Origin of the sequence: Streptomyces sp. NPDC006140 (assembly GCF_040628815.1) — a bacterium.
Classification (GTDB): Bacteria; Actinomycetota; Actinomycetes; order Streptomycetales; family Streptomycetaceae; genus Streptomyces.
The window spans coordinates 987,781-1,012,048 of the sequence record NZ_JBEXTS010000001.1 but is presented as its reverse complement, the minus strand read 5'-3'; the positions used below and the strand labels follow the sequence as shown (position 1 = coordinate 1,012,048).

The window sequence follows — 24,268 nt, the reverse complement described above, 5'->3', positions numbered from 1 at the left end:
TGTCGCGGGGCCGGCCGGGCGGGCACGCCGGCCTGACCACCCCGCCTGTCGGCTTCGGAAAGGAGCCCGGCATGCTGCTCGGCACCTGGAACCTGGAGAACCTCTACCGGCCCGGCGGCCCGTACGGCCCCAAGGACGAGGCGGCGTACGGGGCGAAGCTCGCCGCGCTGGCCGCCGTGATCACGGAACTCGACCCGGCGCTGCTGGGCGTGCAGGAGGTCGGAGACCCCGAGGCCCTGAAGGACCTGGCCGGGATGCTCGACGACGACTGGCACGTCGCCCTGTCCGAGCACGCGGACAGCCGGGGCATACGGGTCGGGTTCCTGAGCCGCGCGCCCTTGACGGTGGTGGCGGACACGGCGGCGTTCCCGGCGGGGCTGCGTCCCGTGCAGGCGGACGACTCGGGGCTTGCGGTGGGGCAGGCGGGGCGTGGCGTGCTGGCTGTGGAGGTCGAGGACGGGGTGCTGCGGGACGGACCAGTGTGGGACGGGCCGCTGCTGCGGGAGGGGCCGCTGCGGGTGGCCGTCTGTCACCTCAAGTCGAAGCTGTTGTCGTACCCGGACGGCCGGTTCCAGCCGCGCGACGAGGGCGAGCGGGCCCGGTACGGCGCCTACGCCCTGTACCGGCGGGCCGCGGAGGCGACGGCCCTGCGCGCCCTCGCGGACGAGTTGCTGGAGGGCGACGGGCGGGCCCGGGACGTGGCGGTCCTGGGCGACCTGAACGACGAGACGCAGGCGGCGACGACCCAGATCCTGCTCGGCCCGCCCGGCTCGGAGCTCGGCACACCGGGGTACGACAGGGACGACCTGGGCGACGCGGCGCGGCTGTGGGACGTGGCCCCGCTCATCCCCGCCGGACAGCGCTGGTCCCGCGTCAACTCCGGGCGGCGCGAGCTGATCGACCACATACTGCTGAGCCACCGCCTGGTGCGGCGGGTGACGGCGGCGGGCACGGGCCTGCCCGGCGAGGGCCCGCCCACCCTGCCGTCGGTCGGCCCCGACCCGGCGGAGCGGCGGGGCGCGCCCGGGTCGGACCACGCGCCGGTGTGGGTGCGGATCGGCGGATGAGGGCCCTCGACGTCCCGGAGCGGCTGAGCTGGGCGGTGCGGATCCTCGACCCCGCCCCCGACGACCGCGTGCTGGAGATCGGCTGCGGGCGCGGTGTCGCGGTCGGGCTGCTCTGCGACCGCCTCACCACGGGCACCGTCACCGCCGTCGACCGCTCCGCCTCGGCGGTGGCGGCGGCACGGCGCCGCAACCGCGAGGCGGTCGCGGCCGGGAGGGCCGCCTTCCACGTCCGGTCCCTGGAGGAGACGGACTTCGCCACCGGATCCTTCGACAAGGTCCTGGCGGTGAACGTGAACCTGTTCTGGACGCGCCCGGCGGACGCGGAGCTGACGGCACTGCGCCGCTGGCTCGCACCGGCGGGGATGCTCTGCCTGTGCTGGGAACCGCCGGACGGGAGGCGGGCCGGGGAGATCGCCGGGAAGGTGGAGCGGGCGGTCGCTGCCGCCGGGTTCGCGACGAGGACGGTGCGGGACGACGGACTGGTGGCGGTGCTGGGCGTGCTACCCGGCGAGGGGCGTCCGGGGCAGTCGTAGGCCCACCCGTTCCACCGGTCCGGCGAGTTCGTCGAGGACGGCGGCGAGGCGTTCCCGGTGGCGCGAGCCGATCTGTCCCGTGTCGTCGAGGTGCACGGCGCAGGCCGTGATCGTGTCGACGAGGCGTTCGAGGAGGGCGGCCACCTCGTCCGCGCCCTCGGTGTGCCGGGCGAGGGCGGGCAGTTCGTGCGCGGCGAGGGAGATGGCCGTACGGGCCTCGGCGAGGGTGCGGTAGGCCTCGCGGCGCAGGGTCCAGCGGGTGGCGCGGTGGTCGGAGGGGGTGCCGGAGGTTCCGATGCGCGGGGTGCCGGCCTCGTCGAGGACGTGGGTGAGGTAGGCGTGCGCGGCCTCGTTCGCCGCCGCGAGCCGGGCGCGCACGCCGCCGCCCCGCTGTCCCGGCATGGGCAGGTGCCCGACGATCAGCACGATCGCGCAGGCCAGCAGCGTCTCGCCGATCCGGCCCGCGGACGCCTGCGGCTCGCCGCCGACCATGACGAGGGCGAGGACGAGGACGGTGACGACGGCGGTCTGGGCGGCGAAGTGCCGGGTGGCGACGGGGATGAGCGCACCGCTGAGGGCGACGAGCGCGATGAGCCCTTCCGGCCGGGGCAGGACGGCGGCGAACCCGGCGAAGAGGAGAGCGCCGAGTACGGTGCCGGCGGCCCGGTTGAGCACGCGGGAGGCCAGCGGTCCCAGGTCGGGCTTGACGAGGAAGACGGCGGTGGCGGGCAGCCAGTACCAGTGCTCGTGCTGCCCGTACCACTGGGTCTGGTGCAGGGCCTGGGCGACCGCCGCGCTGGCCCCGAAGCAGAGGGCGACGCGCAGCCCGTACTCGCGTCCGGCGCTGCCGAGCACGGCGCGCAGCCGGTCCCGGGCGGTACGGGGACGGGTGTGCAGGTCCCCTCCCCTGCCCTGGTCGAACACCTCGGCGGCGTGCAGCAGGGCGTCGTCGAGGGCACGCAGCGCGGGTGCCGAGCGGGAGGGCGCGGGCAGCGGCCCGGTGTGGGTGTTGCCGCGGACGGCGGCGGCGAGCCGCCGGGGTCCTTCGGAGGCCCGCTCGGAGACGGCCTCTCCGGCCCAGGCGAGGGCGGTGGCGGCCTCGGCGAGGGGCAGCGCTGCGGCGTACTGCGCGTGCAGCCGCCGCTCGGTGGAGGAGGAGGCGTACCGCCGCAGCCGGGGTCCGGCGAGGGCGTCCTGCGCGTGGTCGAGGGCGGCGGTGAGCGCGGCCCGGCGGCGGATGGCCTCGGGTCCGCCGACGGCGTCGAGGAGTTCGGCGACGGCGTCGTACACGCCGGCGACGGCCTGCCGCTCCCCGTCGAACCGGAAGTCCCCGGCGAGGGAGCCGGGCGTGGGCAGGACGAGCCGCAGCACGACCAGCCACCCGGCTCCGGCGAGGAAGGCGAGCGCACGGGCCCATCCCGGCTCCGGCAGGGGCATCCCGGCCCCGACCGCCGAACCGACGAGCACCTGCGTCCCGACGGCGGACGCGACCGGCCCGATGGCGCTGATGCCTCCGGCGACCAGGCCGACGAGCGTGAGGATCACGGTCAGTACGACGGCGCCGGTCCCCTGCCCGGCGTACGTCCCGATCACCATTCCCAGGGCACCGCCCAGCGCGGGCACCCCGATCCGCTTCACGGAGGCCCGCCGGCTCCCCGGCCGGTCGTTGATCCCGGAGAGCATGGCGGCGATGGCGGCGACGACGCCGAGGGAGGTGTGCCCGGTCCGCACGGCCACGAGCAGCAACGGCCCGGCGGACAGGGCCCCGCGCGTCACGGCACTCCACGGCACGGGGCCGCGCTGAGCGCGCAGGGCGTGGGCCAGCCAGGGCGGAAGATGCGGGGCAACGCGGCGGGACACAGGGCTCCTGTCGTCTCATCGAGGGCAGGGTGGGCCTTCGGGCGACGGTGGCCGGGCGGTGTTGGGGCCCACGGTATGCGGGGTTCCTGGAGGAAAGGTTTCCGGAACGTGACGGAGTGGGCGGAAGTCGAGTTCTTTATGAACGCAAGTCCGCCGGGGGCTGTGCCGCCGTGAGGTGCATCGCGCCGACGCGCCCGCCCCCGTTGCGCGGCACGCTGTCGCCGTACCTCCTCCCTCTGAAGCGGCGCGCCTTTGACCAGAACCGCGTTGTTGCGGCAACCGGCGGCTGGTAGAGATGAAGATCGCGGTGTCAGTCGCCCGCCCGTGAAGACGGAGTTGACCACTCGGACACACAGCCCTGCGCAGCGAGCCCCATCGCTTTACCACCGCTGAAGAAAGAGGCCGGGAAATGTTCGGCGGCGACCCGAGCGGCACTTCCCGGTTCCCACTCACGACCATCCCTACTATCCGGTGGAGGCCCCACGCGGCCGCAAGGCAGACGTCCCGGTGAAAATAAAGCGCTACCTGGAATACAGAACAGTCAAGCTCGGATAATAGAGCAGATCAACAAAGACCTGACACTCCGAAGGTTGGATCCCGAGTACGAGCCCCGATGTGTATTCATGCATGCACCTCCGTCCCAGGCTCTGCGAAACTGCCTCATCCAGGCCCGTGTATTTGTAGAATACGGCCCACCCCCCAAGTAGATGCATCCGAGAGTGGAAGGTGTTGAAGATGGCAAGGCCGGGAGCTCCCGAACCGGATCTGGAGCGTTGGATTTACGAGGGTCGTCGGACGGTCATCGATGTCGCCGACATGCTCGGCGTGCCCCCGGAGGTGTACACCCGTGATCCGCTGACCTTGATTCCCGCTCTACAGAACTACGTATCACGCCTCCCACTCACCCAGTTCGAACAATCGGACTGGATTACGTTGCAGAGTGACCTGATGGCCTATGTTGCGGACGTCCTGATCCAAAGGTACGGTGCCCGCTGGATCGTGGTGGATGACTCGACCACTCCGCACGGTTACCGCTACGTTATCGAGGCGGAAGGTCTCGATGGTCAGATCCGCAGAATTGATCCCGTTGGCGCCGTTCAAGCCGAATTCACGAATCTGCCAATTGAGGTCACGCGGATGCTTGCCAGTGCGGAACTCACACTGCGCCTGACGAACGAAGTCGACGAACAGCGCTGACGCGCATTACGGCTGTCCAGGCAGAGAGACTCAGTGACCCAGGACATCATCGCCCTCACGCCCAGGATGCCGGACACCCGCACGCTGCTCGCGGCGTTGTTCGCGGGCTGTCCCGAGCTGCGGGTGGACCGTGCTTTCGAGGGCGCCGCGGTCCGGCTTTACGCGCCGGACGGGCGCCCCTCGGTGACAGTGGGGGTGCCGCTCTTCGTTCAGGTCCCGGGCGAGGTCAGCCGTTTGTTCGCCGGGAGGGTGCCGGAGGAAGCGCCGGTGTGGTGGACCGAAGTGCGAGCCACGACTGCATCGTAAGATCCGTTGGCCATCCGCTCCGCACGAGTTCCTCGCCCACCATCCACAAGCAGGATGTGGTGGTTGGCATCCGCGCGTGCCAGCTGAAGCAGGTACTTGCGCGGAGAGGCCGGCGAGCTTCGCGAAGGCCTCCTTGCTGAGGTCGAGCTGCCCGGGGACTCAGAGGGGTCACATTTGTCATACGTCTCGAGGACGGGAATCTCGTAGTTCCGCCCGGCAGCAAGATCGACCCCAAGGACATGCTGTGATCACCACGAATGCCATCGGTGACTGGACCTGGGAAGTCACGTCGAAGACCACCGCACTCCGGCCCATGGACGCCGCTGACACCGCTGTCGCGGTGTGGAACGAGCCGGCCCGCCACGAACTGGCCGTTCCCATGGGGAAGGTCGGCGTTACGGTACGCCCCATCGGCAACATGCGTGACTTCCGTATCGACGCCCAGGGCCTCAGCCTCGAAAAGGAGCCCCTGGCACCGGAGACGGGGCTGTCGCGCATCCTGCGCAAGGCCGAAGCGCTTCAGGGCGATTTCCTGGTCACCGTCCGGGTCGAATGCCCCGGCACGTGGTGGGAGTCGCGGGCAAGGCGCCGCGCCGAGAAATTGTTCGTCATCCATGTCGACCTCTGGGAGGCCAGCCTCCTCGCGGTGACTTTGGAGACTTACTCGGACGCATGGCTGACGATGGACACCCGGGACCGGGAGCAGCCAGAGATTTTCGCGCAGAACGCTCCGAGGCTCACCGCCGCCTTGGAGGGGGTTTCGGCTTTGCTGGGCTCTCCCCCGTCGCCGGGCGACCCAAATCGATTCGCTACCCCTACACAGACGGGTTTCGAGGATCCGCGAGTCGAGGGCACGGCCTTCGATGATTCCTGGGGGACATTCGAGATCCCAGCTCGTGCGGCACTTCTGCACTCCGTGGTCCCGGAGTCGAAGGACGACTACGAAGAAGTGACTGAACGGTCCGTGCGTTATTTCACGATCCAGCGGGACGGGCGGACTCTCGGCTACCTCTGGGCCGCGGTTGGCGAGGAGGCGGCAGGATACGAGCCCCGGACCGCGGCCGGTGACGATGCGTTCGCGGCAGGGGCCGAATGGCTACTGCGGCTGCGTACCGCCCACAGTCAAGGGCTCAATGCGCTGGCCGCGCTGGAATGGGCAGCGAGGCAGCCGCTGCGACCCGAGATCGGCCTGATCGCCGAGGCCACCCCGCTGGAGGCCCCGTCCTTGGACGCCCTGCAAGACATGTCGGGCCGGTACTGATCCTCATGGCGCCGCTGTCCCCTCCACCGGAAAGCCACACATGACCCAGGACATCATCGCCCTGACGCCGAAGATGCCGGACACCCGCACGCTGCTCGCGGCGTTGTACGCGGGCGGCCCCGATCTGCGGGTGGACCGTGCTTTCGAGGGCGCCGCGGTCCGGCTCAACGCGCCGGACGGGCGCCCCTTGGTGACCGTGGAGGTGCCGCTCTTCGTCCAGGTCCCGGGCGAGGTCAGCCGTTTGTTCGCCGGGAGGGTGCCGGAGGAAGCGCCGGTGTGGTGGACTGAAGTGCGGGCCACCACTGCCGTGCCGGAGGCTCAGCGGCTGGCCGCATCGGTGGCGGGACGTCTGACCGCCGTGTTGGGCGGCACCACGTGGCCGTCCATAGCCGGTCATACCGGCGTTGTGCCCGTCTCCTCCGCGGAATGTGAGGAAGGCGGTGCCGCACACCCGGCAGGCGACGATGGCCCTCTCGCCGTCGACGTGCTCACCGACAGGGCGGCCGTGGTCTTCCAGGACCGCCCGGTCATCGCCGCGACCACTTGGTTCAGCGACCTCCTGCGCAGCGCCGTCGCGTCGGACCGCGAACTACAGGTCGTCACGCCTCCCCGTACTCGCCTGACGCTGCCCACGCGCACTCTGCTCACCGGCCTGCCCGCCCGCTGGGTCGTCCGGGATTCCGCGGGCGGCTACTACGACGGGCTGACCGGCGCCGTACTCCACTGGCACGAGGGCCGCTTTGCCCCGGTCCCGGCCGAGACAGGCGGTTTCCCGCTCGCGGGCGCCTTCACCTCTCCCCCCGCCACCGGCACGCGCGGCGAGCAGCAATTGATCCTGACCCTCCGCACCACCCACCCGGCCACCGACCAGCTCCTCCTCGGCGATGCGCTCGAAGCCTGCTGGCAGACCCTCACCGGAGCCCCGCCGGCCGGCTGGTCGACCGCCGAACCCGTCAACCTGCCCTGGTCAGCACGTCAGCTGACCGAGTTGGCCCGCACCCGAGCCCAGAAGTCGGCGCCCACCTGGCTGATCGCCGTCGGCACCCCCGACCGCCCGGCGCTCGCGACCGTCCGTGTCGCCCACACCAGCGCCGGAGTAGAGGAGCACATCACCCTCACCCTCGGCTACGCAGCCGGCCAGCACCCACCCATCGATTCACTGCCCGAGCTGGCCGAGACACTCGCGACGCGGCACCACCTGACGTCCATGCTCACCCACCTCCGCCCCGCCCGGGCCGACCTGACCGCCCCGCCCCACCACGAGCCGCTCCCGGTCCCGCTCTCCTTCACCCTGGGCCCCGACGCCGTGCACACCATCGGCCCCACTCACGCCCGGTCCCTACCGGGAACGCGCCCAGTCCTCCTCGGCCCAGCCGCCCGGCCCGCCATGCACTACACCCTCAGTGCCGGCGACGGCACCGCCCCGGCCGCCTGGCATCACCTCGAACAGCTCAAAGAGCTCCTGGCAACAGGCCCGAGCGCCGGATCGAGCCGGGATCCCGGCAACCTTTCCGGCCCCGGTGGCCACTGATGAGTCGCAAGCGCGTGTTCTCCTGAACCAGGTAAGGACTCATCCGTGGCCTCCCGTTCCCATCGGCGTCCGCCTCACAGACGGCGTTCGGTCCTCGTTCCCTTGATCGCTCTGTCGGCCGTCGCACTCCTCGTGGCCCTGGTGGTGGCGCTCCGCCCCGGCGCCGAGCCGGACACCGTGCGGGCCGCCGCCGAGCCCTCCACGAGCTCACCGGCGAGCGCCACGCCCACGCCCACGGCTCCGAAGGCGACGGGCAGTCCCAAGCCGAAGCCGTCCGCGAAGACCCCGAGCCCGGCGCGCACCACGACCCGCCCGCCGGCCCGGCCCTCGCCCGTCGCCAGCCCGCGGCCCGCACCGCGGGCGGTGTCCGACTCGGCCCCTCTGGCGGGCCGGATCAAGCCCGGGACCACCTACCAGGGCGTCGCCACCCACTACGACGCCGCGGACGGTGACGGCGCCTGCCTGTACGGCCCGAGCCCCGACCTCATGGTCGCGGCGATGAACACCACCGACTACGAGACGTCCAAGGCGTGCGGGGCGTACGTCCTCGTCCGCGCGGCGAACGGCGCCTCCGTCACGGTCCGGGTCACCAACGAGTGCCCGCTGCCCTGCGCCCCCGGGCAGCTCGACCTCAGCAAGGAGGCCTTTGCGAAGCTCGCCGGCCTGTCCGCGGGCCGGATACCGGTCACCTGGAGCCTGCTGAGCCCGAGCACGTCCGAGAAGGTCTCGATCCGCTACAAGACCGGCTCCAGCCGCCACTGGTGCGCCGTCCAGGCCCTCGGCCACCGCAACCCGCTGGCCCGCCTGGAGGTCTCCACCGGCAGCGGCTGGCGGGCCCTGACCCGTACCGAATACAACTACTTCCTCTCCCCCGACGGCACCGGCTGCGGCGGCCCGCTCCGGCTCACCGACATCTACGGCGAACGACTCACCGTCGAGGGCATCGCGGTGCGCCCGGACGCCGTACAGCCGACGCGCGTCCAGTTCGCCCGGCACTGAGCGTCGTGCTCACGCTCCATCGGTTCGTCCGGCTCGTCCGGTTTTCCCGGCTCCCCCGGCGCGGAACAGCGCCTCCGCGTCGGCGACCGCCCGGACGAGGGCCTCAGGCTTCGCCGTCAGGCTCGCGACGAGGGCGTCCACCTCGCCCAGACCGGCCCGGGCCACGAGTCCCTTCTCGTTGGTGACCCACTCTCCGCGCGCCGCCAGCACCGCGTGCGCGGTCTGCGTCGCCGCGAGGGCGATGGCGCCCGCGACCTGGGTGACCGAACCCCTCGGGGCGTGGCCCGCCTTCGCGTACGCGAGGGTGGCCGCGGCCATGCCGTGCCAGTGGGGCGGGGCCGTCTCGCGCAGGGCCGGCGGGTAGGCCGTGGGGCGTCGCAGGGCGCCCCGCAGCACCTTGTTGACGGCGAGTTCGGCGACGAGGAGGTACGTCGGGATGCCCGCCAGGTGGAACATCAGGGGCTCGACGCGGAAGCGGCCCTGCTCGGCCTGCGCCCACTCGTGGTCCACGACGTCGAGGTCCCGGTAGTGGACGTCCACGCGCCGGCCGTCGATCGTCAGCCAGGCGCCTCCGTTGAAGACGCCGCCGCCCCACGCGCCGAGGTCGGACACCTCACCCTCCCAGCCGACCGCGCGGAGGTCGGCCGGGTCGAAGGCGCCCCGGTAGTAGACCGCCAGGTCCCAGTCGCTGTCGGGGCGTTCGGTGCCCTGGGCGCGGGAGCCGCCCAGGGTGACGGCCTGGACGGTGGGGAGGGCGGCGAGGCGGTCGGCGGTGGTGTCGAGGAAGGTCTGGTCCGACGGGGTGGGCACGGCGGGGGCTCCTCGGCGGTCGGGGTCCAGGGAAGGGTAGGGGGATCGCCGGTCGGAGCGAAACGAAATACATCGGCGTGGAGCGAAATACAGGTGCGTTCGGGTTCGGGACTTCGCATGATCGGTGAGTTGTCTGTCGTCGCCCCCAGACCGGAGCCCCCGTGATCCAGCGCGTCACCGTCCCCAGCCTCTTCCCGCCGCCCACCTACTCCCACGCCTCCGTCGTCGAAGCGGGCACGCGGCTGGCCTTCCTCGCCGGGTCCGTGCCGCTGGACGCCGGCGGCGAACTCGTCGGCCCGGGAGATCCCGTACGGCAGGCCGAGCAGGTGATCGCCAATCTGCGGGAGCAACTCGGCGCCGTCGGCAGCGACCTGGCGCACGTCGTGTCGACCGACGTGTACGTCGTGAGCAGTGAGCCGGCCGTGCTCTCCGCCGTCTGGGGCGTCGTCGAGGCGTCCGGGCTCAGCACCGGGCCGCACTCCTCGACGCTGATCGGCGTGGCGTGCCTCGGGTACACGGGGCAGCTGGTGGAGATTACGGCGACAGCCGTCGTTCCCGGCTAGCCGTCCGGCCGCAGGAGTCTCCATGTTGATCGAGCACCGCGGGCAGCGCCCCGCCGTCCCCGAGTCCGCGTACGTCGCTCCCACGGCCGTGCTGTGCGGGGCGGTCGTCCTCGGTGAGCGCAGCCGCGTGCTGCACGGGGCCGTGCTCACCGCCGAGGACGGGGAGGTGCGGGTCGGCTCGGACGTCGTCGTCATGGAGAACGCGCTGGTGCGGGGGCGGGCCCGGCACCCCGCCGTGATCGGTGACGCCGTGCTCGTCGGGCCGCACGCCCATGTCAACGGGGCGACCCTGGAGGACGAGGTCTTCGTCGCGACCGGGGCCTGCGTGTTCCCGGGAGCCGTCGCGAGCGCCGGCTCGGAGCTGCGGATCCACAGCGTGCTGCACGTCAACTCCGTGCTGCCGCCCGGCACCGTCCTGCCCATCGGCTGGATCGCCGCGGGAGCGCCCCGGGCCCGCCTCTTCGCCCCCGGCGAGCACGACGAGCTGTGGCAGATCCAGGAGGCGCTGGACTTCCCCGGGACCGTGTACGGCATCCCGCGCGGCACCTCGATGCGGGAGGTCATGGCCCGCCAGTCCGCTTTCTACGGGGCCCACCGTGACGACGTCACACTCGACGGCCCGTCATGAGCCGCTGCCGTCCGGCCTCCCCCACACCCTCCGTTTCGGCAGCGGCTCGGCGTAGCTCCCCACCCGGCTGGTCGTCAGCCCCAGCGCCACCAGCGACTCCGCCAGTTTGACCGCCGCGGCGACCCCGTCGACGACCGGCAGGCCCAGTTTCTCTCCGACCACCCGCTGCAGCCCGGTCATCCCGGCGCAGCCCAGCACCAGGACCTCCGCCCCCGCCGCGCAGGCCCGTTCGGCGGCGGCCAGGAACGCCGTCTCGGTGCGCTCGTCGTCGCCGAGGTCGAGCACGTTCAGGCCCGTGCCGACGACCGCGGCGCAGTTCCGGGCGACTCCGGCCGTCTCCAGGCTGTCCTCGATCTGCCCGCGGGACCGCTCCAGCGTGGTGACGACGCCGTAGCGGCGGCCCAGCAGGCAGGCCAGGTGGGCGGCGGCCTCGGTGATGTCGACGACGGGGACGTCGACCAGTTCCCGTACGCCTTCGCGCCCGTGCTCCCCGAATCCGGCCATGACCACGGCGTCGTACGGCGGTCCGTCGTAGGTCCGCAGCGTGTCGAGGACGGCGGCGGCGGACAGGTAGCTGTCGAGCCAGCCCTCGGCGGACTCGGGCCCCCAGGCGGGGGTCAGTCCTCTCACGGTGGTGCCCGGGCCTGCGGCGGCCCGGGCACCTCGTACGATCTCCTCGGTCATCTCCTGCGTGGTGTTGCAGTTGGTGACGACGATCCGCACGTCTCTCAGACCTCCGCGGTGGCGCGCTCGGGGCGGCACAGCGCCGCGTACAGCCCGGCGGCGAGCGCCGTGCCGATGAACCAGGAGTACGGGGCGACGTCGCTGAAGGTCTTCACCAGCGCGAGCACCGCCGCGACACCGGCCGCCGGCAGGAACGCCCACAGCGCCTTGGGGTTGAAGCCCTTGCGGTAGTGGTAGCGGGAGCCGGGCGTGGCGTCGAACAGTTCGTCGACGTTCACGCGGCCGCGCTTGACCCAGTAGTAGTCGACCATGATCACGCCGAACAGCGGGCCGAGGAAGGCGCCGAGTCCGCCGAGGAAGTAGTTGACGACGGTCGGGTTGGAGAAGAGGTTCCAGGGGGTGACGAGCAGGGCCGCGACCGTGCTGATCATGCCGCCGATCTTGAACGTGATCTTCTGCGGCCAGACGTTGGCGAGGTCGTACGCCGGCGAGACGAAGTTGGCGACGATGTTGACGCCCATGGTGGCGATGGCGAAGGTCAGCGCGCCCAGCACCAGCACCCAGGTGTTGCCGATCTCGGCGACCAGGTAGGCCGGGTCGGTGATCTCCTTGCCGAAGACCTCGAAGGCGCCCGCGGTGACGATGACCGACACGATCACGAAGGCCGTGGAGTTGATGGGCAGGCCCCAGAAGTTGCCGCGCCGGACCGACTTGTAGTCCGGGGCGAAGCGGGAGAAGTCGCAGAAGTTGAGCATCAGGGTGCCGTAGGTGGCGAGGACCAGGCCGATCGCGCCGAACCACTGGCGCCACTGCTCTCCGACGGAGACCGGGTGCGGGGTGGAGGTGAGGGAGATCGTCCAGCCGGCCTTGGCGAGGATCCACACGGCCAGCGCGATCATCACGAGCCAGATCGCCGGGCCGCAGAAGTCCTGGAACTTGCGGACCGACTCCATGCCACGGCTGATGATCGCCGCCTGCACCAGCCAGAGCGCGACGAAGGAGACCCAGCCGAGCGCGTCCAGGCCGAGGAAGGAGTTGTGCGTCCAGGACTCCAGGCCGGGCCAGGCGGCGAGCAGCATCACGTTGACGGCGACGGAGGCGAGGTAGGTCTGGATGCCGTACCACATGATGGCGATCACGGCCCTGATCAGCGCCGGGATGTTGGCGCCCCAGATGCCGAAGGCGATCCGGCTGACCACCGGGAAGGGCACGCCGTGGCGCTGGCCGATCTTCCCCATCCAGTTCATGCCGATGTAGATGATCACGAAGCCGACGAGCAGGGACGTGAAGATCTGCCAGACGTTCATGCCCAGGAAGAGCAGGCCGGCGGCGAAGGTGTAGTTGCCGAGGTTGTGGACGTCGGACATCCACATGGCGAAGAGGTCGAAGACCTTCCAGTTGCGCTTCTTCGCGGGAGCGAGGTCTTCGTTGGTGAGCCGGGGATCGGGGACGAACGCGGGGGTGCCGGTGGCGGGGGCGCGGTCGGCGAGGGACACGGGGGGCCTCCATGAGCACGGGGACGACGGAGGACTACACTGGGGGGTGTTTGGTATACCAAACAGCGCTCATGGTTCGCCGTCAACAGTTCTGACGGATATCGCTCCTGTTAACGCCGCGTAAAAGACATCTCGCGTCGGCGAGGATGGGCTCCATGACGAAGATCGAACCCCTCGGAGCGGTACGCGAACGCGTCACGGCCGCACTGCGCCAGGAGATCATCGCGGGCAGCCTGCTCCCCGGCGACCGCCTGGTCGAACGCGAGCTGGCGGAGCGTTTCGGTGTCTCGCGCGTACCGGTCCGGGAGGCGATCCGGGCGCTCGTCGCCGAGGGCTTCGTCCACTTCGAGACCCCCCGCCGCACGGTCGTACGCCGTCTCACCCCGACCGACGTCAAGGAACTGTTCGAGCTGCGCGAGGCGCTGGAGGTCTACGCCGCCGGACTCGCCGCGGCCCGTGCGACCCCCGAGGACCTGGCCGAGGTCCAGGAGCTCCTCGACCGCGCGGCGGCCGCCACCGAGGCCGGGGACGCCGAGACCATCACGGACGTCAACAGCCGCCTGCACGACCGCATCGTGGCGATGGCCGGCAACAGCCTGCTGACCGAGGCCCTGGAACCGGTCGCCGGCCGGCTGCGCTGGATGACCCGGCGCAACGAGGAGTGGCCCCAGCTCCTGGTGGAGCACCGCGAGCTGTACGAGGCGATCGCCTCGGGCGACCCGGACCGGGCCCGCGCGCACGCGCTGACGCACGTGCGGACCAACTACCGCTCCACCGTGCGGCACCTGTTCGGGGACGAGGCCCTCTAGGGGGTGTCGTCGGCAGGGCTGAGCCCCGCCGCCCGCGCCGCCGTGCGCAGCACGTCGCGCAGCATCGTGGGGGTGAGCCGGCCGGTGAAGGTGTTGCGCTGGCTGACGTGGAAGCAGCCGAAGAGCTCCAGGTCGTCCAGGAGGTAGCGGGCCCCGTGGGCGAAGGCGGGCCGGGGCCGGGGCACGGGCCAGCCCGCCTCGGCGAACGCGGGCAGCGCGGCCTGCCAGCCGAAGCCGCCGAGCACCACGACGGCCCGCAGTGTCGGGCGCAGCAGCCGCAGTTCCTGCACGAGCCAGGGGCGGCAGGTGTCCCGCTCCTCGGGGGTCGGCTTGTTGGCGGGCGGGGCGCAGTGCACGGGCGAGGTGACGCGCACGCCGTACAGCTCCAGACCGTCGTGGGCGTGCACGGCGGTGGGCTGGGAGGCGAGGCCGACGTCGTACAGCGCCTCGTACAGCACGTCCCCCGAGCGGTCGCCGGTGAACATCCGGCCGGTGCGGTTGCCGCCGTGGGCCGCGGGCGCCAGCCCCACGATCAGCAGCCGGGCGTCCGCCGGACCGAAGCCGGGCACCGGCCGGCCCCAGTACGTCCAGTCCGCGAAGGCGGCCCGCTTGGCCCGGGCCACCTCCTCGCGCCAGGAGACCAGTCGCGGGCAGGCCCGGCAGTCGGCGATGCGCCGGTCGAGGAGGGGGAGACCGCTGGCGTCCATCACTCCACCGTAGGCGCAGGCGCGGACTCGGTCGTCCGTGCCCCGGCGCGACCGCGCCAGAGCAGGGCTCCGGCCAGCAGCACGGCGCTCGTCAGCAGCCAGGGCAGCGGGCCCGGCCGGAGCGCCCCGACGAGCAGGCCGACAAGCGCGCCGAACAGTTGCTGGGCGAGGGACTGGACGGACAGCGCGGTGGCGCGGCCCGCGCTGGGGACGCGTCGGTGCAGCAGGTCGTTCTCGTTCGGGCCCGCCGCACCGATACCGAGGTAGACCAGGCCGAAGCCGGCGAACGCGAGGGCCGTGGTCACCGGGTGCGTGCCGGAGGCGGTGACGCCGAGCAGCAGCAGCCCGCTCGCCCCGGCCACGAGGGAGACCAGCACGGCCCGCTCGCCGCCGCCCGCGACCCGGGCGGTGAGGGGTGCGAGGTGGCTGCCGACGCCGAGGCAGACGAAGCCCCCGCAGGCGAGTGCGGCGTAGACCATCGCCCCGGAGTCGGTCGCCCCGGTGAGCGCCACGGTACGGCCCGGTATGAGCAGTTCGATGGTGGCCAGGGCGCTGCCGACGGCCGCGGCGGTGAGCAGGACCCGGCGGACCAGCGCGTCCCGTCCGCCCAGCCGCAGCCCGCCCAGGACCGTCACGGGGACGCCGCGCAGTACGGAACGCAGGGTGGCGGGCGGTCGCGCCGGCTCGCGCAGGGCGGCCAGTACGTAGCCGACGAAGACCACCCTGACCGCGGCTCCCAGCAGCATGGGGACGGACAGCGGCAGCACCGACCCGGATGTCGCCCGGCTCAGTTGCGCGCCGAGGTCGGGGCCCAGGCCGAGCAGCCAGGGCAGGGCGCCGCCGAGCAGGAGGCCGGCCGCGAGCGCCGCGGAGGTCGCGGAGCCGCCCCGGGCCAGACCTGTGCGCAGTTCGGCGTCGGGGCCGGAACAGGCATGGACGGTGTCGACGTACCAGGCCTCGGCCGTACCGCTGGCCAGGGCACGGGCCACGCCCATCAGCACCATGCCGGCGGTGAGCACCCACACGGTGGTGCCGAGTCCGACCAGGACGCAGGCGACCGCGTTGAGCGCACCGGACATGGCCAGGACCGGCCGGCGCCCGAGGACGTCGGAGAGCCCGCCCGTGGGCAGTTCCAGCGCGGCCACGGTCAGGGAGTGGGCCGCGAAGAGCCCCGCGACGGCGGCCAGGGACATGCCGCGCTCCCCCAACAGCAGCACCATCGAGGCCAGGCCCAGGCCCGGCGGCAGCCAGAGCAGCGCGCAGACGGTGACGTAACGACGGCGAGCGGTCCGGATCCCGGCCGGCTCGGTCACGCGGTCGGTCGCGCGGTCGGTCATGGGGTCGGTCATGGGGTGGCCTCGCGGGCCGCGCCGTCCGCAGTGCCGTCGTTCCGTGCGCCCGTGCCGTCGTTCCGTCCGCGCGTGCCGTCGTTCAGTCCGCGCGTGCTGTCGTTCCGTTGGCCTGTGCTGTCGTTCCGTTCGCGCGGGGCGAGGGGCAGGCCGGCGGTGAGGAGTACGACGTGTGCGGCGCGCGGGTCGTCCGCGTCCCGGGCGGTCAGTTCCGCCAGCTTCCGGTCGATCGTCTCCCAGAGTTCGGTGAGCGACCCGGCCGTCAGCCGGGGCATCAGGTCACTGATCCCGGACGGCTCCACCCACTCCTGACCGAACCGCCCGGCGGCCATGTCCGCCTCGTGCCGGGCGAGGGCCGACTCCAGGTGCTCGATCTGCCGCCGCCGCGCCAGGCTGACGAAGGCCCGGCCCGCCGCCGAGGACTCCATCGTCTCGTTGCTCCAGGAGGTCACGGTGTGCAGCGCCCGCCAGCGCCGCTCCCGCCCGTCCCGGTGCTCGGCCTCCGCGATGAAGGCGTACTTCGCCAGCACCCGCAGGTGGTAACTGGTCGACGCCGACGACTCCCCCGTCCGCGCGGCGAGTTCGCTGGCCGTGGCCGGCCCGTCCTGCCGCAGCAGCCCGAGCAGCTGGATGCGCAGGGGGTGGGTGAGGGCCTTGAGTGCGGCGGTGTCGCGCTCGGGGTCGAGTACGCGCCGGTGCTCGTCGCTGTCCATGCGGCGAGAGTAAGCCGCGCCGGTCACTTGGCAAAACTATTTTTGCAAAACTCGTTTGGCAGATGTGGTCGCAGCACCGGAAAATGCCTGTCCGACCCCGGTGCCGGGAGGACTAAGGTCGGGGACATGGCTTCTCGAGGTGCGGAGTACGACAGGACGGGCGCGACCGACGACACGGCGGCCGGTGTCCCATCGCCCTCTGACGCGTCGACTGCCGGTGAGGCGAGGGCGCTGGACCCGAACGCCTCGGATGCGAAGGCCCTGGATCCGAACGCCTCGGATCCGAGCGCCTTGGATCCGAGCGCCTTGGATCCGAGCGCCTTGGATCCGAAGATCGCCGCCGCGATCGCCGCCGCCGAGGCCGCCGGGCCGCAGCGCGGCGAGACCGTCCGCGTCGACAGCTGGATCTGGTCGGTACGCCTCGTCAAGACCCGTTCCCTGGGCGCCACCGCCTGCCGGGGCGGGCACGTGCGCGTCAACGGCGAGCGCGTGAAGCCCGCACACGCCGTGCGCGTCGGCGACGAGGTGCGCCTGCGGCACGAGGGCCGGGAGCGGGTCGTCGTCGTGACGCGGCTGATCCGCAAGCGGGTAGGCGCTCCCGTGGCCGCCCAGTGCTACATCGACAACTCCCCGCCGCCCCCGCCCCGCGAGGCCGTCGCCCCCGCCGGCATCCGCGACCGCGGCGCGGGCCGCCCGACGAAGCGGGACCGCCGCGAACTGGAACGCCTCCGCGGACTGGCAGGCCCCGGCAGCGGCATCGGCCCCGGCCCCGGCCCCGGCGGCATCGGTCCCGGCGGCTTGGGCAGAGGCTCCGGCAAACCGCGGCCCTAGCACGCCCCGGCTAGTGCCGATCGCGGCCCGGGGAGGCGTCCGCCGCGAGCGGGAGACTGCGCAGCGACAGCGCGCTCGGTGCCGGCAGCGCACCGTGAGCCGCATCGGCGCGGAACGACTGGAGCAAGTAGGCCACCAGCCGCCGGGACGCCGCGCGGTCGTCCGGCAGCGCGGTGACCAGAGCGCAGTGGGACAGCAGGGCCACGGCGAGGTCGGAAGGGTGGAAGTCGGGCCGCAGCGCGCCTGCCGCCTGAGCCCTGCGGACCAGGGTCGTGACGTCCCGCTCGGCCTGTTCCCGCGCCCGGGTGTGTTCCCGTGTGGCGTCCGGAAAGGCCGCGACGAACGCGGCCGGGAAGCCCCGTTCCTCCCGTTGCAGTTCGCACACCGTCTCGACCAGTCGCTGGAAGCCCCGCCAGGGGTCGGGGTCGGCCAGCGCCTCGGTGAGTGCCCCGGCGCAGGTCTCCATCTGCTGCGCGAACGCGGCCCGCACCAGGGCGTCCCTGGTCGGGAAGCGCCGGTACAGCGTCGCCACCCCGACCCCCGCCCGCCGGGCCACGGTCGCCATGGGCGCGTCGATGCCACGCTCGGCGAAGACCGAACGGGCGGCCGCGAGGATGCGCCGCCGGTTGCGCCGGGCGTCCGCCCGCAGCCCGCCCTGACCCGCGATCCGAGAGGACTCCCCCACCACTGTCTCTCACCTCCGGCTCGAGTGGACGATCTCGTCCGCTCGGCAGCCTACGCTCGGCGCCCGGGTCCCCCGCCCGGCCGCCGTCAGCGAAGGTGACAACGATGGACGACCGCACGATGAGAGCCGTACTGTTCGACCGCTTCGGCGGCCCCGAGGTGCTGTACGTGGGCCGGGTACCGCGCCCGAGGCCGGCACCCGGCGAGGTCCTCGTGCGCGTCCGGGCGTTCAGCGTGAACGGCGGCGATCTGGCGGCCCGTTCCGGCCGGGCCCGCCTCCTCACCGGCCGGAGCTTCCCGCAGCGCATCGGGCTGGACTTCACCGGCGAGGTCGCCGCGCTCGGCACCGGCGCCACCGGCGTCGCGGTCGGCGACCGCGTGTGGGGCGTCGTGGGCCGGGTCTCCGGATTCGGCAGTGCCGCCGAGTACCTGACGATACGGCCCGAGCGGCTCGGCCGGATCCCGGACGGACTCGACCTCGTGTCCGCCGCCGCGCTGCCGGTGGCCACCACCGCCATGACGGCACTCCGCGACAAGGCCGCGCTGCGCCCCGGTGAGCGGCTCCTCGTACGGGGCGCGGCGGGCGGGGTCGGCAACGCCGCCGTCCAGCTCGGACAGGCGGACGGCGCCGAGGTCACGGCCCTGGCTCGCGCCGCCAACCTCGACTTCGTCCGCGCACTCGGTGCCCACCACGCCGTCGACCACCGGGCCGTGTCCCCGGCGGAACTGGGCCTGTTCGACGTCGTCCTCGACACGGCGGGCACCGACCTGCGTGCCTTCCGGCGGCTGCTGAGGCCGGGCGGACGCATGGTCGCCATCGCCCTCGACCTGACGCGGCCCGCCGCCTCGCTGGGCTACATCGCGGCCAGCGCCGTCCACGGACGGGGCCGGGTGCGCTTCTTCAGCGGCAATCCCGGCCGTGCGCTCTTCGACGACCTCGCCCGCCGGGTGACGGAGGGGAGGCTGCGGCCGGCGGTGGACACGGTCTTCCCACTGGAGGAGACGGCCGCGGCCCACCGAGCACTGGAGGCGGGCGGGGTGCGCGGCAAGTACGTCGTCAGGGTCGGCTCGCCCTGACGGCGACGCACTGGTCAGAGCCGCCTCACGGCCACTGGTCACAGCCGCTCGTCGAGGACTGCGACCAGCGGACGCCGCCGGTGTCGCACGCGGTACGGTCATGCCCCTCGCCGCAGCAGCTCGGCGTTGTGCCCCCGCCGCGCCCAGGCGATGAGGGCCAGCGGCACGAGCAGAATGAGCGGCGTCGCCGCGTGCTCCCCGTCGAAGACGGCTGTCTGCACGATGAACGCGCCCACCATCAACGCGCCCAGCGCCACCGCCGCCACCGACTGCAGCACCGGGATCAACAGGGCGACGGCGCCGGCCAGTTCGAGCGCTCCGATGGTGTACATCCCCACGCTGCCCCACCCCAGCTTGTCGAAGTACTCGGCACCCGAGGCGTGCCCGATCAGCTTGGGCAGGGCACTCGCGACCGCGTAGAAGAGGGCGAGCAGGATCTGCAGACCCCGCAGTGCGATCCGGGCACGCCGCCCGCGGGCGGTCGCGGACTCGGCGATGACGACCCCGGCCGGGCCGGAGGGGGCGGCGGTGACGGAGGCGGTGGTCTCGGACATGGAGGTCTCCTGGGGGAAGCGGTCCGTGCTGGTGTCGCAGAGGTAGACCGCCCCTCGCCCTGGAACTCATCGCCACCCGGGGGACTCCTCCCGGACTGCTTGCCCGTCGCGAACGGCTGCGGGGGCCTGTGCGCCTAGGCCGCCCGGGCCGTCGGCACCGCCCTCACCCATATGCGATCCTCCGTCAGATACCGATCGACCCTCAACCCGGCCTCCTCCAGCGCCTCCTCGAACTGTTCCCTGGTGAGCGGCCGGGTCCGGAACGTCTGCGTCCAGACCGCGTCCGGGAACTGGTACTCCGCGCGGACCGAGTTGACCCCGTCGCCGACCGGCTCCGACGAGACGATGCGGACGGTGAAGCCGCTGGGGTTTACCCGCTCGCGCGGCACCTTCACGTGGTAGTCCTCGCCCTCCCGCTGGATCAGCACGCAGCCGCCCTCGGCGACATGGCGCACGCAGGTGTGCAGCAGGGCCCGCCGCACCTCCGGGTCCCCCGCGTGCACGAGGAACGACGCGAGCAGCACCACGTCGAACGTCTCGCCCAGGTCCAGTTCTTCGATCGGACTGCATATCGTCCGCGCGCCGCGCACGCGCGCCAGCATGTCGGCGGACTCGTCCACCGCCGTGACCGTGAACCCGCGCTCCAGCAGCCCATGCGTCATCCGCCCGACGCCGCTGCCCAGCTCCAGGATGCGGGCGCCCTCGGGCACCGCGGCGGCGATGATGCCCGGTTCCTCTCCTACCGGGAGCCGTGAGTAGAGCTCCACCGCGCAGCCGTCCGGGGTGATGGCCCCGGGTCCCGTCCCCTCGTACCCCTCACGCATTTTCAGCTCCATGCCCGTCCAACGGCCCGCCCCCGCACAGCCGTTCCCCTCCCGACCGCCTTCACCCGACCGAGTGAACGAGCAGACGGCCACAGGGCCGGAGCCAAGGGGCTGCAGGACCGGAACTCAGCGACTACAGCGGGAACCAGCCGTGCCCCACGTACCAGTGGCCGCCGGCCCGCAGGTGGTCGCCGACGGCCCGCTCCACGGACGTGCGCCTCGGCAGGCTCGCCACCGGCAGGTCCGGGTCGCCGAAGACGAACCGGACGGGCTCGGTGTCCGCCGGCTCCGGCTCCTCGCCGGGGTCCCGGGCGGTCGCGAACCGCTGCTGGAAGCGGACGATGTTGGAGTCCGGGTCGAGATACCGCTTCAGCTGCGGGTCGAGCAGCCAGGAATGGCACACCGCGACCCGGTACCGCTCGCGCGGATAGTGGCGGGCGAAGAACTCCCGTGCCAGGGCCAGGGAACGGTCGCAGGCCGCCGGCGACAGCGGACCGAGGAAGTCCGGGATGTGCAGATTCAGGCACGGCTCCCCCGGCCCCACGCCGCCCCCGGCCGCCCCTTCCACGTCGGCAGCACCATCGGCCATGGCGTGCCCTTCCACCCCGGCCGCAGCGATCGCCCGCCCCGTGCGCTGTCCGAGCCGCGCCCGCTCGAACTGAAGCCGGCCCAGCTGGTACAGCTCACCGCGGAAGTGGTGCGTGAGCCACTGGGGGACCTGCACCCCTCCCGTGCCGTGCTGCCGCCGGTGGAACGCCATGTTCCGCCCGAGGTCGGCGAGGGTGCGGCGGCTGACATCGGCCGGAACACCGCGCTCGCGGTGGTACGCGCGCGTGTGCGGCAACGCCGCGACGAACACGTACACGGAGAAGTACGGGCCCAGTGCCGCCGGAGCCTCGGCGAGGCGCTCGACGAGCCGCACCTCGACCCCGGTCTCCCCGATGTCCCGCACGAGCTCCTCGACGCACTCCGCCAGCAGCCGCACGGCCCCGGCGTCCGCGGTGAGCGTCCGCCGCAGCGCGACCAGGTCGTTGATGTCCTCGTGCGGCACCGCGAGGTCGAGCAGGACCTCGGGCAACGCGTCGGCGTCCGGCAGCATGCGACTCCCCCTGTCGGCCTTTGGTGGACCTTAGCCGGGAAGAGTACGTTGCAAGAAGGAGTGGTGATCGGACGATGCGTACGGGCAGTGAACCGAGGACCGCGCGCAGTGCCCTGCGGGCGCGCTTCTGGCTGAGCCTGTGGGGGCTGCTGTGGGCGCTCGTCGGGACGGTCGCGTTCACGCTCGCCGGGCGGCCCGGCTGGGCCATCGCCTGCGGCGTGCTGCTGCTGGTCGTGACGGTCGACCTCGCTGTCGTCCTCAGGCACATCCGCCAGGGCCCGCACTACCAGCCGGGCCCCGACATCCCGCCCTACCGGCCACCGGACGACCGCCCATGACCGGCCTCCGGACGACCGCCGCCCTGACCAGCCTCGGGACGACCGCCCCTGAGGGGCCGGGCCGGGCTCACGACTCGAAGCGCGCCGCCTTCAGGAACTGCGGGTTCGGATCCAGCGCGGCCGCCAGCCGAAAGTGGCGTTTCGCCTGGTCGGGGCGGCCCTGCCGCTCATAGGTGCGGGCGAGCGCGAAGTGCGCGAACGCGTTGTCGGGCTCGCGTTCCAGCACGATGGAGAACTCCAGCTCGGCCGGCCTCAGCTGCGCCGCCGCGAAGAAGGCACGCGCGCGCAGCAGCCGCGCGGCGGTGTTCTCCGGGTGCGCGGCGATGACCGAGTCGAGCAGTTTCACCGCGCCCCGCGGGTCCCGCGCCGCGAGCAGTTGCTCGGCGGCGCGGAAGTCGATGACGTTCGTCTCCGGGGTACGTCCGGTCGAACCGCTGGTCTCGGGCACGGCAGAGTCCTTCCCTCACTGCGCGGGTTCAACGCGCCCTCGGGGGGCCGCTATTCCTGAGGGGACGGCCGGGACGCCTGGGACCTGCGCCGCAGCTCGGCCCACACCTCCCGCACGCGGCGCTCCAGCTCCTCCAGCGGCACGTCGTTGTCGATGACGATGTCCGCGATCTCCCTGCGCTGCTCGCGTGTCGCCTGGGCGGCCATCCGCGCGCGGGCGTCCTCCTCGGTCATACCGCGCCGGGTCAGGAGCCGGTCGAGCTGTGTCTCGGGGCTCGCGTCGACGACGATGACGACGTCGTAGAGCGGCGCCAGGCCGTTCTCCGTGAGGAGCGGGACGTCGTGGACGACGACCGCGTCCTCGGCGGCGGCCTCCTCCAGCTCACGGGAGCGGGCGCCCACCAGGGGGTGCACGATCGAGTTGAGGGTGGCGAGCTTGGCCGGGTCGGAGAAGACGATGGAGCCGAGCCTGGGCCGGTCCAGGCTGCCGTCCTCGGCGAGGATCTCCTCGCCGAAGGCCTCGACGACCGCCTTGAGCCCGGGGGTCCCGGGCGCGACGACCTCCCGGGCGATGCGGTCCGCGTCGATCAGCACGGCACCGCATTCGACGAGCAGCCGTGACACCTCGCTCTTGCCGGCGCCGATACCACCGGTCAGGCCCACGGACAGCATGACCGCGCCTCCCTCTTCACGAACCCCCGCTCGTGCGGGGACGACTTGCCGACTCCGATACCGCCGGTCAGGCCCACCGGATCACCTCCGCGTCGGCGGAGACTGATGGGGCGCGGTCATCCGGCAGCGTAGCCGATCAGTTGTCGCCCTCACGCTCCGCCAGAAACTTCTCGAACTCACGGCCGATCTCGTCCGCCGACGGGATGTCCACCGGCTCGGCGAGCATGTTGCCGCGGGTTTCGGCGCCGGCCACGGCGTCGTACTGGTGCTCCAGGCCCTCGACGAGGGCGGTGAGGTCCTCGTCGCCCTCGCGGATCTGCCGGTCGATCTCCGTCTGGGTGCGGTGGGCGTCCGAGCGCAGGGCGTGGGCGATGCCCGGCAGCACCAGCCCGGTCGCCGCCGTGATGGCCTCCAGGACCGTCAGGGCCGCGTCCGGGTACGGGGAGCGGGCGATGTAGTGCGGTACGTGGGCGGCGACGCCCAGCACGTCGTGCCCTGCCTGGAGCAGGCGGTACTCGATGAGCGACTCGGCGCTGCCGGGCACCTGCGCCTCGTCGAACGGGCTGCGGTGGCCCGGGACGAGGTCGGTGCGGTTGCCGTGCGGCGTGAGGCCGACCGGCCGGGTGTGCGGGACGCCCATGGGGATGCCGTGGAAGTTCACGGACAGGCGGACGCCGAGCCGCTCCACGATCTGCTTCACGGCCGCGGCGAAGCGCTCCCACTCCACGTCCGGCTCGGGGCCGGACAGCAGCAGGAACGGCGCTCCGGTGGCGTCCTGGACCAGTCGCACCTCGATGGCGGGGTCCTCGTAGTCGCTCCAGCGGTCGCGCTTGAACGTCAGCAGCGGGCGGCGGGCCCGGTAGTCCACGAGCCGGTCGTGGTCGAAGCGGGCGACGACCTGGTGGGGCAGCGAGTCGAGCACCCGGTCGACGATCTGGTCGCCGGTCTCGCCCGCGTCGATGTATCCGTCGAAGTGGTAGAGCATGACAAGGCCGGCCGACTCCTGCGCCAGCGCCATGTCGACGACGGCCAGGCCCTTCGGCTCCCATGCGTACAAACCCTGCGGATCAAGCACAGTGACCGCTCCTCCTCGTGTTCATACTCCACAACGACCTTGCGGGCGTGGGCATTCCCGGAGGACGAGAATGTTGATCTTGGCGGCTGGGGCAACGCAGCTGAAGGGGCGCGGGGAACTGCGCGGCCAGCCACCGCCGGCCCGCACCGGAACG

General features: G+C 72.5%; 27 protein-coding genes. 13 read left to right on the top strand and 14 right to left on the bottom strand.

The features are described 5' to 3' along the window. Window positions 1-71 precede the first annotated feature (71 nt). Both ABZ386_RS04675 and ABZ386_RS04670 read left to right on the top strand, forming a co-directional pair. The gene (locus ABZ386_RS04675; protein WP_356501369.1) at window positions 72-1,067 is read left to right on the top strand and encodes an endonuclease/exonuclease/phosphatase family protein; all 996 of its coding nucleotides are present in this window, start codon (window positions 72-74) and stop codon (window positions 1,065-1,067) included. Then, complete coding sequence (locus tag ABZ386_RS04670) at window positions 1,064-1,600, top strand: class I SAM-dependent methyltransferase (RefSeq protein WP_358963587.1); 537 nt, start codon at window positions 1,064-1,066, stop codon at window positions 1,598-1,600. The genes ABZ386_RS04675 and ABZ386_RS04670 overlap by 4 nt, the downstream gene beginning before the upstream one ends. Here the strand turns inward: ABZ386_RS04670 and ABZ386_RS04665 are convergent. Continuing rightward, window positions 1,568-3,460 (bottom strand): FUSC family protein, encoded by a 1,893-nt coding sequence (locus ABZ386_RS04665; protein WP_351331662.1) that lies wholly within the window; start codon window positions 3,458-3,460, stop codon window positions 1,568-1,570. The genes ABZ386_RS04670 and ABZ386_RS04665 overlap by 33 nt on opposite strands. Before the next feature lie 735 nt (window positions 3,461-4,195). Between ABZ386_RS04665 and ABZ386_RS04660 the strand changes: the two genes are divergently transcribed. The 5 genes from ABZ386_RS04660 (at window position 4,196) to ABZ386_RS04640 (ending at window position 8,754) form a co-directional block, all read left to right on the top strand. Continuing rightward, a complete protein-coding gene (locus tag ABZ386_RS04660; protein WP_358963584.1) occupies window positions 4,196-4,657 on the top strand; it encodes a hypothetical protein in 462 nt (153 codons plus the stop codon). A gap of 33 nt (window positions 4,658-4,690) precedes the next feature. Continuing rightward, complete coding sequence (locus tag ABZ386_RS04655) at window positions 4,691-4,963, top strand: hypothetical protein (RefSeq protein ID WP_356618366.1); 273 nt, start codon at window positions 4,691-4,693, stop codon at window positions 4,961-4,963. Between the two features lie 244 nt (window positions 4,964-5,207). Next, window positions 5,208-6,224: a hypothetical protein gene (locus ABZ386_RS04650; protein ID WP_356618368.1), complete on the top strand. Its 1,017-nt coding sequence runs from the start codon at window positions 5,208-5,210 to the stop codon at window positions 6,222-6,224. Between the two features lie 40 nt (window positions 6,225-6,264). Continuing rightward, complete coding sequence (locus tag ABZ386_RS04645; protein ID WP_358963581.1) at window positions 6,265-7,755, top strand: DUF6177 family protein; 1,491 nt, start codon at window positions 6,265-6,267, stop codon at window positions 7,753-7,755. A 45-nt stretch (window positions 7,756-7,800) separates the two neighbouring features. After that, window positions 7,801-8,754 carry an expansin EXLX1 family cellulose-binding protein gene (locus tag ABZ386_RS04640; protein WP_355716589.1) on the top strand — a complete coding sequence of 318 codons (954 nt, stop codon included), beginning with the start codon at window positions 7,801-7,803 and terminating at the stop codon, window positions 8,752-8,754. A gap of 9 nt (window positions 8,755-8,763) precedes the next feature. On the opposite strand, the gene ABZ386_RS04635 is transcribed toward ABZ386_RS04640, so the two are convergent. Next, window positions 8,764-9,564: a nucleotidyltransferase domain-containing protein gene (locus ABZ386_RS04635; RefSeq protein ID WP_351331674.1), complete on the bottom strand. Its 801-nt coding sequence runs from the start codon at window positions 9,562-9,564 to the stop codon at window positions 8,764-8,766. A gap of 161 nt (window positions 9,565-9,725) precedes the next feature. Between ABZ386_RS04635 and ABZ386_RS04630 the strand changes: the two genes are divergently transcribed. Beyond that, entirely contained in the window at window positions 9,726-10,127 is a 402-nt protein-coding gene (locus tag ABZ386_RS04630; protein ID WP_351331676.1) for a RidA family protein, read from the top strand. A 22-nt stretch (window positions 10,128-10,149) separates the two neighbouring features. Then, window positions 10,150-10,755 (top strand): gamma carbonic anhydrase family protein, encoded by a 606-nt coding sequence (locus ABZ386_RS04625; RefSeq protein WP_351331678.1) that lies wholly within the window; start codon window positions 10,150-10,152, stop codon window positions 10,753-10,755. On the opposite strand, the gene ABZ386_RS04620 is transcribed toward ABZ386_RS04625, so the two are convergent. Both ABZ386_RS04620 and ABZ386_RS04615 read right to left on the bottom strand, forming a co-directional pair. Next, window positions 10,750-11,478, bottom strand: a complete 729-nt coding sequence (locus ABZ386_RS04620; RefSeq protein ID WP_351331680.1) for an aspartate/glutamate racemase family protein — start codon at window positions 11,476-11,478, stop codon at window positions 10,750-10,752. The genes ABZ386_RS04625 and ABZ386_RS04620 overlap by 6 nt on opposite strands. A gap of 5 nt (window positions 11,479-11,483) precedes the next feature. Further along, window positions 11,484-12,935: an NCS1 family nucleobase:cation symporter-1 gene (locus ABZ386_RS04615; protein ID WP_351331682.1), complete on the bottom strand. Its 1,452-nt coding sequence runs from the start codon at window positions 12,933-12,935 to the stop codon at window positions 11,484-11,486. A 146-nt stretch (window positions 12,936-13,081) separates the two neighbouring features. Here ABZ386_RS04615 and ABZ386_RS04610 point away from each other — a divergent pair, with 146 nt between their 5' ends. Further along, the gene (locus ABZ386_RS04610; RefSeq protein ID WP_351331684.1) at window positions 13,082-13,744 is read left to right on the top strand and encodes a GntR family transcriptional regulator; all 663 of its coding nucleotides are present in this window, start codon (window positions 13,082-13,084) and stop codon (window positions 13,742-13,744) included. Here ABZ386_RS04610 and ABZ386_RS04605 read toward each other — a convergent pair. From ABZ386_RS04605 to ABZ386_RS04595, 3 genes are read right to left on the bottom strand one after another with little or no spacing between them, the layout of a single operon-like run. Further along, window positions 13,741-14,451, bottom strand: coding sequence for a uracil-DNA glycosylase (locus ABZ386_RS04605; protein WP_351331686.1), 711 nt, complete (start codon window positions 14,449-14,451; stop codon window positions 13,741-13,743). The genes ABZ386_RS04610 and ABZ386_RS04605 overlap by 4 nt on opposite strands. After that, window positions 14,451-15,800 carry an MFS transporter gene (locus ABZ386_RS04600; protein ID WP_358963577.1) on the bottom strand — a complete coding sequence of 450 codons (1,350 nt, stop codon included), beginning with the start codon at window positions 15,798-15,800 and terminating at the stop codon, window positions 14,451-14,453. The genes ABZ386_RS04605 and ABZ386_RS04600 overlap by 1 nt, the downstream gene beginning before the upstream one ends. Then, entirely contained in the window at window positions 15,797-16,513 is a 717-nt protein-coding gene (locus ABZ386_RS04595) for a helix-turn-helix domain-containing protein (protein WP_356501356.1), read from the bottom strand. Before ABZ386_RS04595 ends, ABZ386_RS04600 begins: the two co-directional genes overlap by 4 nt. A gap of 126 nt (window positions 16,514-16,639) precedes the next feature. On the opposite strand from ABZ386_RS04595, the gene ABZ386_RS04590 reads away from it, so the two are divergent. Next, window positions 16,640-17,344, top strand: coding sequence for an RNA-binding S4 domain-containing protein (locus ABZ386_RS04590; RefSeq protein WP_358963574.1), 705 nt, complete (start codon window positions 16,640-16,642; stop codon window positions 17,342-17,344). A gap of 10 nt (window positions 17,345-17,354) precedes the next feature. On the opposite strand, the gene ABZ386_RS04585 is transcribed toward ABZ386_RS04590, so the two are convergent. Continuing rightward, window positions 17,355-18,029 (bottom strand): helix-turn-helix domain-containing protein, encoded by a 675-nt coding sequence (locus tag ABZ386_RS04585; RefSeq protein ID WP_351331694.1) that lies wholly within the window; start codon window positions 18,027-18,029, stop codon window positions 17,355-17,357. A 104-nt stretch (window positions 18,030-18,133) separates the two neighbouring features. On the opposite strand from ABZ386_RS04585, the gene ABZ386_RS04580 reads away from it, so the two are divergent. Then, a complete protein-coding gene (locus tag ABZ386_RS04580; RefSeq protein ID WP_356668909.1) occupies window positions 18,134-19,105 on the top strand; it encodes an NAD(P)-dependent alcohol dehydrogenase in 972 nt (323 codons plus the stop codon). 98 nt (window positions 19,106-19,203) lie between these two features. Here ABZ386_RS04580 and ABZ386_RS04575 read toward each other — a convergent pair whose 3' ends face one another. The 3 genes from ABZ386_RS04575 to ABZ386_RS04565 form a co-directional block, all read right to left on the bottom strand. Continuing rightward, window positions 19,204-19,659 carry a DoxX family protein gene (locus tag ABZ386_RS04575; protein ID WP_358963572.1) on the bottom strand — a complete coding sequence of 152 codons (456 nt, stop codon included), beginning with the start codon at window positions 19,657-19,659 and terminating at the stop codon, window positions 19,204-19,206. Window positions 19,660-19,793: 134 nt separating this feature from the next. Then, complete coding sequence (locus ABZ386_RS04570) at window positions 19,794-20,483, bottom strand: class I SAM-dependent methyltransferase (RefSeq protein WP_358963569.1); 690 nt, start codon at window positions 20,481-20,483, stop codon at window positions 19,794-19,796. 133 nt (window positions 20,484-20,616) lie between these two features. After that, the gene (locus ABZ386_RS04565) at window positions 20,617-21,582 is read right to left on the bottom strand and encodes an acyltransferase domain-containing protein (protein WP_358963567.1); all 966 of its coding nucleotides are present in this window, start codon (window positions 21,580-21,582) and stop codon (window positions 20,617-20,619) included. A gap of 74 nt (window positions 21,583-21,656) precedes the next feature. Here ABZ386_RS04565 and ABZ386_RS04560 point away from each other — a divergent pair, with 74 nt between their 5' ends. Continuing rightward, a complete protein-coding gene (locus ABZ386_RS04560) occupies window positions 21,657-21,920 on the top strand; it encodes a DUF6343 family protein (RefSeq protein WP_351331704.1) in 264 nt (87 codons plus the stop codon). A 67-nt stretch (window positions 21,921-21,987) separates the two neighbouring features. Here ABZ386_RS04560 and ABZ386_RS04555 read toward each other — a convergent pair whose 3' ends face one another. From ABZ386_RS04555 to ABZ386_RS04545, 3 genes are all read right to left on the bottom strand, one after another. Beyond that, window positions 21,988-22,368 (bottom strand): tetratricopeptide repeat protein, encoded by a 381-nt coding sequence (locus tag ABZ386_RS04555; RefSeq protein ID WP_114251450.1) that lies wholly within the window; start codon window positions 22,366-22,368, stop codon window positions 21,988-21,990. A gap of 50 nt (window positions 22,369-22,418) precedes the next feature. Beyond that, window positions 22,419-23,039: a dephospho-CoA kinase gene (gene coaE, locus ABZ386_RS04550; protein WP_356668903.1), complete on the bottom strand. Its 621-nt coding sequence runs from the start codon at window positions 23,037-23,039 to the stop codon at window positions 22,419-22,421. Window positions 23,040-23,175: 136 nt separating this feature from the next. Further along, window positions 23,176-24,114 (bottom strand): PAC2 family protein, encoded by a 939-nt coding sequence (locus ABZ386_RS04545; RefSeq protein WP_351331709.1) that lies wholly within the window; start codon window positions 24,112-24,114, stop codon window positions 23,176-23,178. Between the last annotated feature and the right edge of the window lie 154 nt (window positions 24,115-24,268).